The organism is Rhodococcus sp. MEB032, from assembly GCF_030208925.1.
GTDB classification, from domain to species: Bacteria; Actinomycetota; Actinomycetes; order Mycobacteriales; family Mycobacteriaceae; genus Rhodococcus_F; species Rhodococcus_F qingshengii.
Genome location: NZ_JARVSY010000039.1, coordinates 16402 through 30989 on the forward strand (window position 1 = coordinate 16402; position 14588 = coordinate 30989).

Genomic DNA, 14588 nt, shown 5'->3' on the forward strand with positions numbered 1-14588 from the left:
AGGGCTGGAGTTGGAACGTGCGTTGGTACTTGCCTTGGCCAAGTCAGCCGATACATCTGATGCCGCGGTGGTGATCGACAGCTTGATTAGGGCGATCGATCCGGCGCTAGCAGAAAGGGCTGCTCAGCTTTCGAACCCCGTGAATTCGGCACTGCGATATCTGGAGAACACCGCGAGTTCGAAACCCAGCCTCGAACAAGCGGCCGCCGCAGCTCACATTTCCCCCTCGCGGTTGACCCACCTGTTTCACCGGCGAAGTCGGTATTCCCTTTCGGCGATACGGATTGTCGGTCCGACTCAGACGGGCAGCGGAGCATGTGGCAGGAGGTACAAACCTCACCCAGGCGGCAGTCGGGGCGGGGTTCAGCGATTCTGCTCATTTGAGCCGGGCGTTCAAGGCGAATTTCGGACTCAACCCCTCGGTCCTCTTCGGGATGAAACTGAACCGCGATGCGTGGCCTGAATACACTTCAACTGGTCATCAAGAGAATGACCGGGAAGCTCAGCCGTAAAGTTCAAGCCACCTGGACAGACGAATCAATAGCCTGGACGCATGGTCAACCACCTGCGTCCCACGTCGATACTCGACTACAACCAGCACTCGATCCAGACATTAGTTTCAGCTCGCGGGTGGCGTGAGCTTCCCTATGGTGACCGCATCGGTGCGGTATACGACTTTGTCCGCGACGAGATCGCTTTTGGCTACAACGTCTCCGACGAGGTATCTGCCTCTGCGGTGCTTGCTGACGGCTACGGGCAGTGCAACACCAAGGCATCGCTGTTGATGGCCCTATTTCGGGCAGCCGATATACCGTGCCGGTTCCACGGCGCCACCATTGACAAACGCTTACAGAAAGGCGTGGTCAATGGATTCGCTTACCGCCTCGCTCCGGAGAACATCCTCCACAGTTGGGCGGAAGTCGAGTTCGAGGATCGCTGGGTTGGGTTGGAAGGCGTGATTCTCGACGCGAGTTATCTCGAAGGTCTGCGGGGTACGGTCGCAACCGGCGGTGCGTTCCTCGGCTACGGGGCCGGCACCGAGGATATCGACAACCCGCCGGTTGCGTGGTGCGGCACCGATACCGCTATCCAGAAGACCGGAGTGAACCGTGACCTCGGCGTATATGACGAGCCAGACGCCTATCGCGAGCACGGGGTCAATATGGCGGGGCCGAAAGGGCTACTGTTCCGTCAGGTAGTCCGACACATCATGAATCGTAAGGTTGCCTCGATCCGCGGTTGCGCGACGCAAACGGCAAAATGAGCAACTGATCGGGCGACAATGTGAATTCGTAGAGGGCAACGCGAGCAGCACGGCGAAGAGTTCATTGTCTTCCGAGTGGTTGCGGGCTCCTTTACGAAACTCCTACCGATACCGGGTTCGGTCACCGGGTTTTCACTTCAGTTCAGCTTGTAGGACAACCATTTTCGTCTACGCAAGCACACCGAACTACGGCCTCCGTTGACACCGTCCGTGCACGACGGCGATGGCGGGCGCGCAGCCATAAAAATGCGGGAATACCTACTGATGCGCCTAAGAAACTACTCAGAGCGATTGCCGCACGTTCGCGCGCTGGGAGTTCGTCGTCGATAACACACATCGACCATAGAACGATGACGCTGATAATGACGTCCCAGCCGAAGTACGAACTCACTGGTGTTTCGAACAGTGTACGAACAAATAGCTGAATATCTGGCCCATTGTCGAGTAGCCAGGGAACAATGAAGGAGAGGGGTACCAACGTTCCGATTAAAAGTGCAACAAGGTAGAAACTCTCTACATATTTTCGTGTCGGGTTGGGCATCTCATTCCTTCTCTATTTTTGCAGTCTAAATGAAATTCGTTTGATATTTCCGGGCAAGTGCGGCTTACCGACATCCGTGATACGGACGCTCTCATGTCTTGAGTGGATGCCAGGGGAAGTCCTTCGGTGTTTCCGGATTCGGGAGTGACCCTAACGATGCCTATACGTAGACAAAATGCATTCTATTGTTGCCCTTTAGCCAAAAGAATCGGAATACTCCCGTTGTCGTGCCCGATCACTCTTGCTGGTCCAAGACGCCCGCCGGACACCTAACGGGTCAGAATGTGTACCGCGAGTACGGCTTCTTCTACGCCACTTACACCGCCGCCGTTCTCTTGGATGGCGACCCGGGCTCTGGTTACCTGACGTTGCCCTGCCTCGCCTCGCAACTGCTGGGTCAGCTCGTGGAGTTGCGCGAGTCCGGTCGCACCCAGCGGATGGCCTTTCGATTCCAAACCGCCAGATGTGTTGACAGGCACCTTTCCTCCGAGTGACAAATCGCCGATCTTGGCCCATGCGGCCGCCTCTCCACGGGGAACAAGCTTCAAGTTCTCGACCTGCAGGACTTCGCCCACCGCCGAGGCATCGTGTACTTCCGCCAGGTCGATGTCTTCAGGTCCGATCCCGGCCTGTTCGTATGCCTCACCCGCTGTGAGGGTACCGGCGCTTCTTTCGGGATCGTCCATGTCGCGGTCCGTCGCGCTCCGAACGACGCTGGCGGCTAGGCGAATTGCTCTGCTGTTGTCCGCACCGAGCCGTCGTAGGCCATCTTCGGTGGCGAGAATCAACGCGGCAGCACCATCGGACAAGGGCGCACACATCGGGGCAGTGAGCGGGTAGACGATCGGTTTTGCAGCCAGAATCTGTTCCACCGTGAGAGGGCGGCGATATTGCGCCTTTTCGTTGTAGGCAGAGTGGACATGATTTTTCGCGGCGACCTCTGCGAAGTCCCTGATGCTGGTGCCGTAGGTCTTCATGTGCCAGCGGGCCATTCCGGCGTAGACGTCCATGAACGCGCTGTACGGATCGCCAGTACTGAAGTTCGGAGGCGCCGGGATGTCTTCACCTATTCGTAGGAAGCTGGCACGGCTGGCATCAGCGCACTCGACATCCCAGCCGCTTTCGAAGAGACGGAGCGCTTCGTTTCTCTCGCCACCTGTCATCTTTTCGGCGCCCACAGCGAGGGCTATGTCTGAACCCCCGGAGATGAGATTGCGATATGCCAGGTGCACCGCGACACTACCTGAGGCGCAAGCAGATTCAACGTTGAACACGGGAACTCCCTGCACACCCATTCTCCGAAGGTAGACATGCCCGGGAATGGAGTGCTGGCCTTGAAAGAACCCGTTTGTCATTCCGGAATAGAAAACACTGCGCACATCATTCAATTCGCACGATGCGTCAACGAGGGCGTCGCTGACGGCTTCGTTCACCAGGTCGAATACCGACCGATTTGGAAACAACCCGAATCGAGTCATAGCCGTACCCACGATGTATACCGCTGACATGATCTCAGCCTTCCTGTTCGGCGCGAGCGTATGTGATCACCGTCTGCTCAGATCGTCACGCAGGGTTCTCTTCAGGACCTTCCCGATCGGACTGCGCGGCAACTGATTCAGAAAGAAGATGGATTTCGGCGCTTTAACGGAACCCAACCGGCCTTTACAGAACGCGATCAATTGCTCGGGGGTGGTATCCGCACCGGACCGGAGTTCGACCGCAGCCGTGACCAGCTCACCCCACACCGGATCCGGGACGCCGACCACAGCACATTCTTTGACAGCTGGATGCGCCCAGAGTGTTTGTTCGACTTCGCTGGGATAAACGTTGAAGCCCCCTGTAATGATCATGTCCTTGTGGCGGTCTGTGATGGAGATGAAGCCGTCGGAGTCGATGTGCCCGATGTCCCCCGTCCGGAGCCACCCGTTTCGGAACGCACGCGCTGTTTCGGTGTCGTCGTTGTAATACCCATGCATCACCAGGTCACCGCGAACACACAGTTCCCCGGTCTGGCCGGTATCCAGAATTCGACCGTCACCATCCTGAACCGTGACGGACACCAGTGGACTCGGCCGACCGACGGTCTGCAACCGCTTGTCAGAAGCCACCGTCCCGTCTGCGTAGTGCTGGTCGGGCAATAGGAAACTGATCGACGCCGGAGCCTCTGTCTGCCCGTAGCCTCCCATCAGGCACGGTCCGAAGAAGTCGAGAGCCTCACGCAATCGCCGAGTAGCGATGGGAGCCGCTCCATAGATCAGGTAGCGCAACCTGTGTCCCCGCAACGCCTCGGGCTGCGCGGCATCCATCATTCGGTATATGACGGTGGGCGGCAGAAACAGTTCCGTAATCCCACGATCCCTTACTGTCGCAATTAGATCCGCTGCATTCGAGGCGGTCGAGATCACGACGATGCCTCCGCGGGCCGATGTCGGCAGGCTGAGTACGCCCGCGGTGTGTGTCATCGGCGCTGCCGCCAAATTGACGGGAAACGTGCCCCGAGGATAGGGGGTGGCATACATGAAGTTCGCACAGAACGCCTTCAAACTGCGGTGGGTGTTGACAACGCCTTTCGAGATCCCGGTTGTACCGCCGGTCTGCGACAGCATCGCGGGATCGTTCATATCGACAGTTAGATTGGGCCGAGTCGAGGGAGCATCGTTAACGAACTCAGCTAGCGTGGTCCACCCTGGCGTCCCGGTGCGGGCAGGAGGGCCGTCGATACAGATCCAGGTAGTGATTTGAGGTAGTGAACCCGCCAAGGCGAGAATCTGCGGCGCAAACGTGCTTTGGTAGAAGATAACTTCGCAATCGAATTTGTCGAGCATACTGCTATTGCTCTCTGTGGTGTTTCTGACACCGACTGGGATCCAACATGCATTGGCACGCCAAATTCCCAAGGTGCACACCCACGCGGTGGAGTCGTTCTCCGCCCACACTGCGCACTTTGTTCCTGTACTGATGCCCTCCGCCAGCAGCGCATGTGCCACCTGACACGACAGGCGCCCGGCGGCGTCATACGTAGTGACGTGCCCGTTCTGCTCGAAAGCCACGCCCTGCGGATTCCAAGACCAACCCTGGTCGAACATATCGATGATCGACATGCCGATTCCTTTCTCAATTTATACGCAGTTGTATTTCTTTCTGCGAAGCGAAACTTTGCTTACATCGGTTTGTCTATTTTTTGCTGATGCCCCTCGAGGGCCCTTCGAGTGCCACTGGGACTGCGTCGGCATTCCACGGTTGTCTGTCGATGACATCGCTCACCCGCACAGTTCCGCGCTCGATCTCGCCCAATTTTGCGTCGACAATGCGATAGCGGTGTACGGATCGGTGTATCGGTTGCGATTCGATCATGATCACTACCAGTTCATTCGCCTCGAATCCGCACCGTTGCTGTACTGTGCGCAGTAATTGTTCGTTGTGCATGTGGCCGTCGCCCATGTTCCACCCATTCAGGGCGCTGGCAATGATCTCGCCATCGACAATCTCGTAATCGTCGATGTCCCCTAGCGCACGTGGTAGCAATCCGTTGAGAATTCTTCCTTCCGGGTGCAGTGATCGCCAGGCACGAAATTTGTAATTGAGTAGCCCGGCATACCGCTCGTCGTACAACTTGGCGATCTGCTCGTGAACCATCGGAGATGCTTTAACGACGTTCGGTGAAATTCGAGAGATCACATCGCCTTTGAAGCACCACAGGCTGGCTGGCCAGTTACCCGCGTAGTAGCGCATGGCCAGCGCGAAGGAGACGAGATCGGGACGCAGACTCCCGACGACCACCGGCACCACGAATCCACAGATCAGTAGCGTCACCAGTCCTGGACTGGAGATGTCGAACACGGTGTAGTCCCGATTGATCCAGAACAGATAGACGCCAGCGGCAATCATGAAGACGTTCCACTCATTGGGAACCGCCAGCGGAACGTGCGACAAAATGACGAGGTGAAGGGTGATCAGTGCGCCGAGTGAGAGCGCTGTGGCCCAGGGGTTGGTACATGTCAACAAGACGATTGGTGCAGCGATCTCTATTGCGGTGCTGACATGAGCCAGGAGAAATGCTTTCCGCCCCGCTCTGAGGTCCTCCGGGAAGTTGCGGTACAGCGCACGCTTGAAGAATTTGGGACGGAAGGGTGCATTGCTGGTCATCGCTGTCACGACGGATGGGAAATGGTGCGTGAACTTACTGGCGCCAGCACCGATCCAGACCGCAGCAAGAGCAACTTGCAACCCCGGAATCGCTTGATCTACGGGAAACAAAAATATGGCAGAGGGTAGGACGTAGATTTCGGGCCTCGAAGCGATGAACAGCACCTTGTCTCGCAGTCCTATCAGGACAATGACGATGACAAAGGCGATGACATATCGGGGGTCGACCGTGCCCAGTTCAAAGTTTGCAGTGGTCGAAACCTCGGCGGGGGCTGCGAGGAGGGCGCACATGATGACGACGATGGCGAAGTAGAGCAATACATCGAAGATCGTCCGCTTGTCGCCGGTCGTTCCTGGAATCTTGGGCCACGGTGGTTGACGGAGGCTCCCCGGGCGCGCCCAATGTAGCGGTGCGGCAAAAGGAACGGTGAATTTGAAGCACAGCGGTCCGGTTGACGATCCCAGCCCGAGTATCTCAATCAGGCATGTGAAGATAATCAGCTTTTGGTAGACGACGGGTTCCGACCACCATTCGCTGAGATCACTGAAGCCTCCCATGCCTGGTGTCGCTGCGATAACCAGAAAGGCGCCTAGAACGTACAGGGCCAATTTGGCGACATAGAAAAGCAGTATGTAGATGGGCGTTTCCGCACCGCGTTCTGCCCATACCTCCGACATGACTCGGACGCGTTCTAAATGACCCAGCCGCTCCCATTCCTCCGCGCCGACCGGGGCAGGGGGAGGTGTCAACAATCCCATATGCGTTTCCTTCGATTATTTATGGCGTACGCAAGCATTCGTTTACTGGTCAGAATGTGTCGGACGTATTCCGAGACGTCTGAGGGCAGACATTGCCGCGTTATAGCCGCACATTCCGTGTGCGCCTGCGCCTGGTGGCGTGGAGGATGAACAGAGAAATACATTTCGGTAACCGAGCCAATAGGGGTCGCGTGCAGGACGCGGGCGAAAGGCGATCTGCATCGGAGTGCTTGCTCCACCGATGATGTCGCCGCCCACGTAGTTGGCATTCGCGCGTTCCATCTGGCGCGGACTGGTTGACGTCTGTGCGACGATCCTTTCGCGGAATCCGGGCGCGTACCTTTCGATGGTCGCTGTTACGACGTCGGTCAGGTCACCGGTGAAACCATGCGGCACGTGCGCGTACGCATACAGCGGATTCACGGACTCATGCGAGCGCGTCGGATCGGCCAGGAACTGTTGGCCTACAAGGACAAAGGGCTCGGCCGGGACGCGGCCGCGAAGTACCTGGTTTTCCGCGTGCCGAATCTGCGAGAACGTGCCGCCGAGGTGGACTGTGCCGGCGGCACGAGAGGGCAGGTGCTTCCATGGCACGCCGCCATCGATTGCGTAGTCCACTTTGAACGCGGCCGGTCCATGGCGAAAGCTTCTTAGGGAGCGCCTAATTCGAGATGGCATCAGATCTCCCATGATGGTGATCGCTGCGCTGGGCGAGACGTCCAGCATCACGAGGTCGGCATCGCGTAGTTCACGAAGTGTGGTAACGGCGACTCCTGTATGGATTCGCGCACCTCGTTCTCTCAACGCTGCTGTCATTGCTTGACTGATGGCGGCGGAACCGCCTTCGGCCACCGGCCAGCCGTACGTGTGTGCAGCGACCGCTAACGCGGTGCCTACGGACGCGGACAACGGCCGCCCAAACGAGATAAGCCCGTGTGCGGCAACTCCACCCAGCAATGCGCGAGCTTGCTCCGTTTTGAAGGCGCTGGCCAGGACCGTGGCCGGGACCGCGGCTCTGAGGCCGAATTTGGCCAACTTGACGGGGTGGCGTGGAATACGAGCCATCGGCTGCATTACATCCAGGGAAGTCTGGGGGAAGTCGGCGATGAGTGAGCCGAACACCTGCTTCCAGCGGACCGCGTCGACACCGAGCGTGTGCGCGGTAGCCGACTGCGACTGGAACGCAGCCGCCCCATCTCCCTCGGTTCCAAGCGGATGCGAGTACTGAATCTCGGGCCACCGCCATTGCAGACCATGAGCCTCGAGATCGACAGATCTCGAGAAGGCGTTGTCGACTGCGAGAGGATGAAAACCTGAGCACACGTCGTGAATGAGTCCGGGAAGCGTCAGTTCAGCACTCGCAGTGCCGCCTCCTACCTGGTCTTTCGCTTCCAGTACGGTGATGTCCACCCCCGCCAGCGCAAGACTCAACCCAGCGGCAAGTCCGTTGGGACCGCTCCCGACCACTACAGCTCGCACCATGTCGCAATACCTAGTCGCCCTGGTCCGCCGGGATTCGACTGGACGCCGTTCCCTCGGCAGCTGCGGTGTGTTTGGTCGGGAGCTCGTCCTTCGGCGTCCCAACCCGAACCATGGCTTCGTAGAACTGCGGCGGGGTGACCCACTCCTCGGGGCTGAACACCCCGCCCTTGTCCTTCTTGATCGAACGTTCCAGTGCGAGAAGCATGAACGCAGCGATGGAGGTGCCCGTGGTGGTGCCCATACTCCTCCAGAGGAAGGACGTCTCGGCGTCGGAATCGAGTGTGGTCTGGACGCTCACCTCGATCGGAGAACCATTTTTCTCACCTCTGACGCGAGCCACGAGGCCGCCCCGATACGGCAAGTGACGGGAAATCGACGAGCGGAAGAGGAATTTCGCGAGCCCCGCCGGAGTTTCTTCCCCGCGCCGAACTTGCCGCAGCAACTCCGGGAATGCGTAGCGCCAGCCTCGAACGGTGCCTAACTTGTCTTGCATGATCTGTTGGAAGAACGCGATGGCGCTCGGAGTGTCCAGTTCCCCGTCTCTCACCGCAACTGCCACTCCTCGGGCAACCGCGTTGACTGGTGCCGGGTCGAGACCGCCGAGAACGCGGATGCTCTGCGCTTCGGGGAAGGCCCGGGGAAGGGTGGCCGATTCGGGGTGTGCGCAGGTATACAGGGTCGTGGCCCCCAAGGTGCCGCCCATGTCGACCCGCTCGCTCGTCGAGTAGCTCTCGACGGTAGTACTTCGGCCGTCACGCCAGAGGAGACATTCGCCTGCTGCGATGTGGAACAGGTGCTCGATCACCGCGGCCCCGTACGGCTTCGCACCTTCGTCGCCGGTACACCAGCACACATCGATTGCGTGCACGTGGTCGATCTCGGCTGCGGCATCGACCGCCATGATGTTCAACAGCCCTGGGGAGGAACCACATCCGATGTATGCGGCAACACCGAGTTCTTGTGCGCGTGAGTGCTGAGTTAACGCATCCAAGGTCGGTTGGACGTCATCGGCGTAGTCGAGGTAGTCGACGCCGGCCGAGAGGCACGCGTCGATAACTGGCTTCGAGGTCTTCAAATATGGGCCAGCTCCCAATACGACCAGCGTGGCCTCCTGAACTGCCTCCTTCAACGCATTTGCGTCGAAGATGTCCAGCCGTCCCATCTTGCATTGGATTGGCAGGCTGTCAGCCAGATCGCGAAGCCGATCGGTATCGAGGTCGTAGAGAATAAGTTCGACATCGACGCCAGCGGCGCAGAATCGATGAACGGCGATAGTGCACATTTCGCCGGCGGCACCCAGAATGACGATTCGGGGCTTGTTCGGTGTGGCAGTCATGGTGATGGGAATCCTTTACACGAGAACACAATCGAGTTGAGTTCCACTGACTCGATTCGAGGCGAAGACGGCGACGTCCGGGCTAACTGGAGAACAGCTGCGAATATCGATGCGACCAAGGCCGTGCCCGTTCGAGGGCGGCAGCTACAGCGAGCACCTTGGAATCCTCGTACCGGCGTCCGACAATTTGCAGACCGACCGGCGCACCTTCCGGCGTGAATCCGGCGGGAACCGAAATCGCTGGCGAGCCCGTGTAATTGAACGGATGCGTCAGGCACCACCCGATAGTGGGATCTACGGTCTCCCCACTGAGCACCTGAGGTCCCACCGTCCAGCCGTCGTCCGCATTTGGAATAGAAGACACCGCAAGCGTCGGCGAAACAATCAGATCGTAGTTTTCGAAAACGTCCGCAAATGAGTCGAATATCGCGGTTCGCAGATTCTGGTCGGCGCGAACCTGCGCCACGGTCATGGTTAGACCGCGCTCGAGTTCGGAACGGAATGCCGGCGGCATGTCTGCCCAGGCGGTCGACTGCAGATCGACGCCCATGTCTTTGAACATGGAATTGATCGCTACGAGTGCACCCGAAATGAATCTGGTCCACAGATCCGACGCTTCTTGGTGCCCTCCGGGAATCGCGAAACTGGGTGTATCTACGTGTAGTCCCAGCTGTTCCAGTGCGGTGACTGCTTCGGCGGTGACGCTCGCGACGTCCGACTGCACCGGAAAACCGCCGAGGGTGGGGAGAAAGGCGACGCGTATACCGGACACCGGCTCGAAGATCGACCGGCTGTAGTCGATGCATTCGATCGGTACGCTGCCGGGATCTCGGGGGACGTATCCGCTCATGGCGTTGAGGAGGAGTGTGCAATCTTCGACAGAGCGTGCAATGGGTCCGTTACCCATGTAAGGGTTGAATGCGAACCAAGCATCAGGCCTGATGACATCGCCGATCACCCCGAATGTGGGTTTGAAGCCCACGGCTCCGCTCAGTGCTGCGGGTATGCGAACCGAACCACCACCGTCGCTTCCTTGCGCCAGTGTGGCGATTCCCGCTGCGACTGCCGATGCGCTACCTCCAGAGGACCCGCCCGCATTCATTCCAGACAGGAAGGGAGTGGAGGTAGGTCCGAACAGCCTGTTGTCGGTTACCCCTTTGTGACCGAACTCAGGGGTATTGGTCTTCCCCAACACAACAAGCCCTTGCCGTTCCAGGCTGTCGACGTGTTCCGACGTTTCGTCGGGAATGAAGTCGGCCAACTCTTTGACACCGAAGGTGTTGGGCACACCGGCCTTGAAGTCGAATAGGTCCTTGATGGCAAGCGGCACTCCGTGCAGCGGCCCACGAATATGTCCGGCGTCGAGCTCGGACTGGAGACGATCGGCATCCGCCAGTGCCGATTCGGGCACTACCGTGACATAGGCGTTGATCTGCGGATTAACCAGCTCGATACGGTCGAGATGTTCATGGACCACGTCCACGATGGAGACATCGCGTGAACGAATCATTTGGGCGAGTTGCGCCGCGGGGAGCAGAGTGATGTTCGTCATGGCCAACAACGCTATGTCGGATCCGCAACCATGATAATGCCTAGAGTAGGTATCTTATGATCAAATTCTTCCTACTACAGGAAGGAAGGTCAGGATGACATCAAGCACCCGAGCATCTCGTATAGCAACCTTCTTGTTGGAGTCGGTAGTGGCAGTTGATCAGGCCTACAGTCCCTTGCTGGCGGATCCGCTACTCAAGTCGATCGTCGCGCGCGAGACCGAGCAAGTAGTGGACACGATCTTCGCGGCTCTGGCTGGGGGTGCGCCTATCACTATCGAAACCGTCCCCCAGTGCAGGCATGTGGCGCGACTTGCGGCACGGCACGCGATGCCTCTGCTGGCGCTAGTGCAGTGCTATCGGACCGGTCATCGGATTCTGCAAGAGACTCTTGTCCAAGACGGTGCGCGCAATTCGACCCTCGTCGATCTTTTCGACCTGATGGAACTGTTGATTTCGTCCGTATGCGTCGAGTACGAAAGCGAAGTCCAGGCACTGCAGGGCGGTGTCAATCCCAAGGCTAGGTTGAGGGAAATTCAGACGGTCCTCGCAGGTAAAGACGATTATCCCCTCGACTTCTACGAACTCAAACAAACGCATGTCGCCCTTGTCGCATCGGGTCCGGTCGGTGACTACATGGAGGAGTTGAGTCACGGCTATCGGGGGCCGTCGTTCACCGTTTGCGCCGACACTTCGGTTTGGTGGTCGTGGTTCGGGGTGCGGCAAGCGTCTGACATTGCTCGGTTGGCTGTGTCCGGTCCTGCAGTCGGCACTGTGGGCATCGGCAGTCCAGTGTCGGGGCCCGCCGGGTTCAGGCAATCTCATCGCCAGGCCCTGATTGCGCGAGAGGTCGCGAGCCGTCTAGGCGAATCGACACTCACCTATGATGAAGCGGGCTTGGCTGCGATTCTGCTGAACAGCCCTCAAGAAGCGCTGGTGTTCGTCGAACGTCAACTGGGCATGGCAATGGGTGACTCAGCGCGAATCAAACTACTTCGGCAAACACTGCAGTGCTTCATCGAGAGCGGACAAAACACCCGCAACACTGCACGTGCGATGGAAATCTCGGAAAGGACCGTGCGCAGCCGATTGAATACGATCGGCACTCTCCTACCTGAAAGTACCGGGATCCCGTACTCCCTCGAACTGGGAGTGGCTCTCCGCGCCTTCGAATGGCTTATAAAGTAGTCAGGATTGGGTGACCCCGTGAATTGCACCGGCGAGTTTGGGGGACTTCATTTTTCGGGAAGGAGGGAGTCATGTGAACTGCAACGAACAGAGTTACCCGGCGGAGTTGCGTGAGCGGGCGGTTCGGATGGTCGCCGAGGTCCAGCACGAATATCCGTCGGAGTGGGCCGTGGCCGACAACCTCGGTACCGGAACAGCGCAGACATTGCTCAACTTTGATTCGGAGGGCGCAATCTGATGCCGGCGAGTGGTCTGGTGTGACTCCCGAATCGGCTGCGGAGATGCGCAAACTTCGCGCCGAGAATACGGAAACTCAAGCGTGCCAACGAGGTCTTGAAGTCGACGTCGGTTTTCTTTGTGGCGGAGCAGGGCCGCAACAACAAGTGATCATTGACTACATAGACCGATACAAAAGCGCTTGTGAAAGTAAGTTTGAGTCGCACCGGAGTTTCCGGGGACTTCATTCTTTGGGAAAGATGGAGTCATGTCGTCAGCAACGAACAAGAGGTACCCGCCCGAACTGCGTGAGCGTGCGGTTCGGATGGTCGCCGAGGTCCAACATGAGTACCCGTCGGAGTGGGCCGCGGTCGAATCCGTGGCCGACAAAACTCGGTATCGGAACAGCGCAAACGTTGCTCAACTGGATCCGGAGAGCGCAGACCGACGCCGGCGAACGACCTGGTGTGACGAGCGAAATGGCTGCGGAAATGCGCAAACTTCGGGCCGAGAATCGGGAACTCAAGCGTGCCAACGAAATCCTGAAGTCGACATCGGTTTTCTTCGCAGCGGAGCTCGACCGCAACAACAAGTGATCATCGACTACATCAACCGATACAAAAACGAGTACGGCGTCCAGTCAATCTGCAGAGTGCTCACCGAGCACGGCTGCCCAATTGCGCCGTCCACCTACTACGAGGCCCGCAACCGTTCCGCTTCGCGGCGGGCCGTGCGCGACGAAGAGCTCAAAGCCGAGGTCAGTCGTGTTCATGCCGAGAATTATTCGGTGTACGGCGCCCGCAAGGTGTGGCTGCACATGCGGCGAGAGGGCATCGACGTGGCGCGGTGCACGGTCGAACGGTTGATGGGGGCTTTCATCATGGACATTGTGTTTCCCTCTTCGTCGTTCGTGTGAGTTTCCTGGCACCTGAGTTCGGCTCGATCAATCGTGAGAGTCGAGGCCGTCGAGTTGCTGAGGGTGGATCAGGTCGATTGCCTGCGATCGCAGTTCGATCTTGCGGATTTTTCCGGTGACGGTCATGGGAAATTCGTCGATGACGGTGATGTAGCGAGGGATCTTGTAGTGGGCGATCTTTCCAGCGCAGAACTCACGGATCGATTCGGCGGTGGGGTGAGTGGAACCATCCTTGATGCGCAGCCAGGCCATCAGCTCTTCGCCGTACTTTTCATCGGGAACCCCCACGACCTGTGCGTCGAGGACGTCGGGGTATGTGTAGCGGTGGACTCGTCCCGTCCCGCCTGCCGGAGCACGGCAACGTGAGGGGGCACAGTTCGGTAGGGTGAGCCGTGAGAGTTGGAGATCGTTGATGAGGTTTGTTCAGTGAAGCGCCGGACTTTTTTCCTTTCAGGTGCTCTGGCTGTCGTGGGCGCCGCGAGTGTTGCGTCAGCCGATCCCACTCGTAGGCCTCTTCGACGTGCACTTGTCTATCGGGGCCCGGCCTCGTCGCCGGGTTGTCCGGAAGCTGTTGCACGGTTGTTGGAGTCCGCGCCGGAGCCGTACGAGGTCACTTTCTGCGGTCCTACTGAGGAAATTCCGCTGACTGCAGCTTCCTTGGAAAGTGTGTCGCTTTACGCGCAACCCGGCGGCGGGGAGCTCGCGGCTGCGTGGGTCCACATGGAACAACATGCCGAGTCGATTCGCGAATGGGTCGACTCCGGAGGGCAGTACTTCGGGTTCTGTCTGGGTGGCTATTTGGCAGGCGTCACACCGGGTTTCGGGCTTCTTCCGGGCGACACCGCGCGGTATATCTCGTCGCGGAACTCGGGGATCGACACCACCAGCAACACGGTGGTCGAGGTGACCTGGCGGGGAGAGGAGCGTTTGATGTTCTTCCAGGACGGTCCCATATTCGTGCTGCGTGATGACGCCCCGGTAGAGGTCTTGGCGCGGTACCGAAACGGAAAGATTGCAGCGGTTATCGCAGGCTTCGGGCGTGGTCGTGTGGGGGTCGTCGGACCGCATCCGGAAGCCGGCCAATCTTGGTACACGCGCGGTCTGACGAATCCGGACGGGATTCGCTTCGACCTCGGCCACGATTTGGTCGCGTCGGTCAGTCGTCTCGGTGGGCGAAGTGTATGAGTGCC

12 protein-coding genes and 2 pseudogenes are annotated in these 14588 nt (G+C 58.7%); 6 read left to right on the top strand and 8 right to left on the bottom strand.

Going from position 1 to position 14588, the window contains the following annotated elements; all coding sequences use genetic code 11:
* The first annotated feature begins 284 nt into the window (after positions 1–284).
* Both QRN54_RS28800 and QRN54_RS28805 read left to right on the top strand, forming a co-directional pair.
* Entirely contained in the window at positions 285–512 is a 228-nt protein-coding gene (locus QRN54_RS28800; protein ID WP_232318998.1) for a helix-turn-helix domain-containing protein, read from the top strand.
* A gap of 41 nt (positions 513–553) precedes the next feature.
* Positions 554–1264 carry a transglutaminase-like domain-containing protein gene (locus tag QRN54_RS28805; RefSeq protein WP_054187102.1) on the top strand — a complete coding sequence of 237 codons (711 nt, stop codon included), beginning with the start codon at positions 554–556 and terminating at the stop codon, positions 1262–1264.
* A 142-nt stretch (positions 1265–1406) separates the two neighbouring features.
* Here the strand turns inward: QRN54_RS28805 and QRN54_RS33680 are convergent, their stop codons facing one another.
* The 7 genes from QRN54_RS33680 to QRN54_RS28835 all read right to left on the bottom strand — a co-directional run bounded on the left by QRN54_RS33680 (position 1407) and on the right by QRN54_RS28835 (position 11080).
* On the bottom strand, positions 1407–1805 hold the full coding sequence (locus QRN54_RS33680) for a DUF2834 domain-containing protein (protein WP_083471144.1): 399 nt from the start codon (positions 1803–1805) through the stop codon (positions 1407–1409).
* A gap of 269 nt (positions 1806–2074) precedes the next feature.
* Positions 2075–3313 carry a thiolase family protein gene (locus tag QRN54_RS28810; protein WP_054187101.1) on the bottom strand — a complete coding sequence of 413 codons (1239 nt, stop codon included), beginning with the start codon at positions 3311–3313 and terminating at the stop codon, positions 2075–2077.
* Between the two features lie 36 nt (positions 3314–3349).
* Positions 3350–4906: an AMP-binding protein gene (locus QRN54_RS28815; protein ID WP_054187100.1), complete on the bottom strand. Its 1557-nt coding sequence runs from the start codon at positions 4904–4906 to the stop codon at positions 3350–3352.
* 73 nt (positions 4907–4979) lie between these two features.
* Positions 4980–6710 carry a DUF3556 domain-containing protein gene (locus QRN54_RS28820; RefSeq protein WP_083471143.1) on the bottom strand — a complete coding sequence of 577 codons (1731 nt, stop codon included), beginning with the start codon at positions 6708–6710 and terminating at the stop codon, positions 4980–4982.
* A gap of 42 nt (positions 6711–6752) precedes the next feature.
* A complete protein-coding gene (locus tag QRN54_RS28825) occupies positions 6753–8192 on the bottom strand; it encodes a phytoene desaturase family protein (protein WP_054187098.1) in 1440 nt (479 codons plus the stop codon).
* 10 nt (positions 8193–8202) lie between these two features.
* Positions 8203–9528 carry a saccharopine dehydrogenase family protein gene (locus QRN54_RS28830; RefSeq protein ID WP_054187097.1) on the bottom strand — a complete coding sequence of 442 codons (1326 nt, stop codon included), beginning with the start codon at positions 9526–9528 and terminating at the stop codon, positions 8203–8205.
* An 82-nt stretch (positions 9529–9610) separates the two neighbouring features.
* Positions 9611–11080, bottom strand: a complete 1470-nt coding sequence (locus QRN54_RS28835; protein WP_054187096.1) for an amidase — start codon at positions 11078–11080, stop codon at positions 9611–9613.
* A 94-nt stretch (positions 11081–11174) separates the two neighbouring features.
* On the opposite strand from QRN54_RS28835, the gene QRN54_RS28840 reads away from it, so the two are divergent.
* The 3 genes and pseudogenes from QRN54_RS28840 to QRN54_RS28850 form a co-directional block, all read left to right on the top strand.
* Positions 11175–12266, top strand: a complete 1092-nt coding sequence (locus tag QRN54_RS28840) for a PucR family transcriptional regulator (RefSeq protein WP_083471142.1) — start codon at positions 11175–11177, stop codon at positions 12264–12266.
* Between the two features lie 73 nt (positions 12267–12339).
* Positions 12340–12504, top strand: a complete 165-nt coding sequence (locus QRN54_RS28845) for a hypothetical protein (RefSeq protein ID WP_157092614.1) — start codon at positions 12340–12342, stop codon at positions 12502–12504.
* 246 nt (positions 12505–12750) lie between these two features.
* Positions 12751–13350 (top strand): annotated as a pseudogene (locus QRN54_RS28850) (IS3 family transposase); the annotation flags it as partial.
* A gap of 75 nt (positions 13351–13425) precedes the next feature.
* On the opposite strand, the pseudogene QRN54_RS28855 reads toward QRN54_RS28850, so the two are convergent.
* Positions 13426–13719, bottom strand: a pseudogene (locus tag QRN54_RS28855) (AMP-binding enzyme); the annotation flags it as partial.
* Between the two features lie 105 nt (positions 13720–13824).
* Here QRN54_RS28855 and QRN54_RS28860 point away from each other — a divergent pair.
* Positions 13825–14583 (top strand): BPL-N domain-containing protein, encoded by a 759-nt coding sequence (locus tag QRN54_RS28860; protein WP_232318997.1) that lies wholly within the window; start codon positions 13825–13827, stop codon positions 14581–14583.
* Positions 14584–14588: the final 5 nt, after the last annotated feature.

Excerpts from the sequence above, each read along its gene's own strand:
- QRN54_RS28805 (WP_054187102.1), top strand. The coding sequence starts at position 554 with ATGGTCAACCACCTGCGTCCCACGTCGATACTCGACTACAACCAGCAC.
- QRN54_RS33680 (WP_083471144.1), bottom strand. The coding sequence starts at position 1,805 with ATGCCCAACCCGACACGAAAATATGTAGAGAGTTTCTACCTTGTTGCA.
- QRN54_RS28810 (WP_054187101.1), bottom strand. The coding sequence starts at position 3,313 with ATGTCAGCGGTATACATCGTGGGTACGGCTATGACTCGATTCGGGTTG.
- QRN54_RS28815 (WP_054187100.1), bottom strand. The coding sequence starts at position 4,906 with ATGTCGATCATCGATATGTTCGACCAGGGTTGGTCTTGGAATCCGCAG.
- QRN54_RS28820 (WP_083471143.1), bottom strand. The coding sequence starts at position 6,710 with ATGGGATTGTTGACACCTCCCCCTGCCCCGGTCGGCGCGGAGGAATGG.
- QRN54_RS28825 (WP_054187098.1), bottom strand. The coding sequence starts at position 8,192 with ATGGTGCGAGCTGTAGTGGTCGGGAGCGGTCCCAACGGACTTGCCGCT.
- QRN54_RS28830 (WP_054187097.1), bottom strand. The coding sequence starts at position 9,528 with ATGACTGCCACACCGAACAAGCCCCGAATCGTCATTCTGGGTGCCGCC.
- QRN54_RS28835 (WP_054187096.1), bottom strand. The coding sequence starts at position 11,080 with ATGACGAACATCACTCTGCTCCCCGCGGCGCAACTCGCCCAAATGATT.
- QRN54_RS28840 (WP_083471142.1), top strand. The coding sequence starts at position 11,175 with ATGACATCAAGCACCCGAGCATCTCGTATAGCAACCTTCTTGTTGGAG.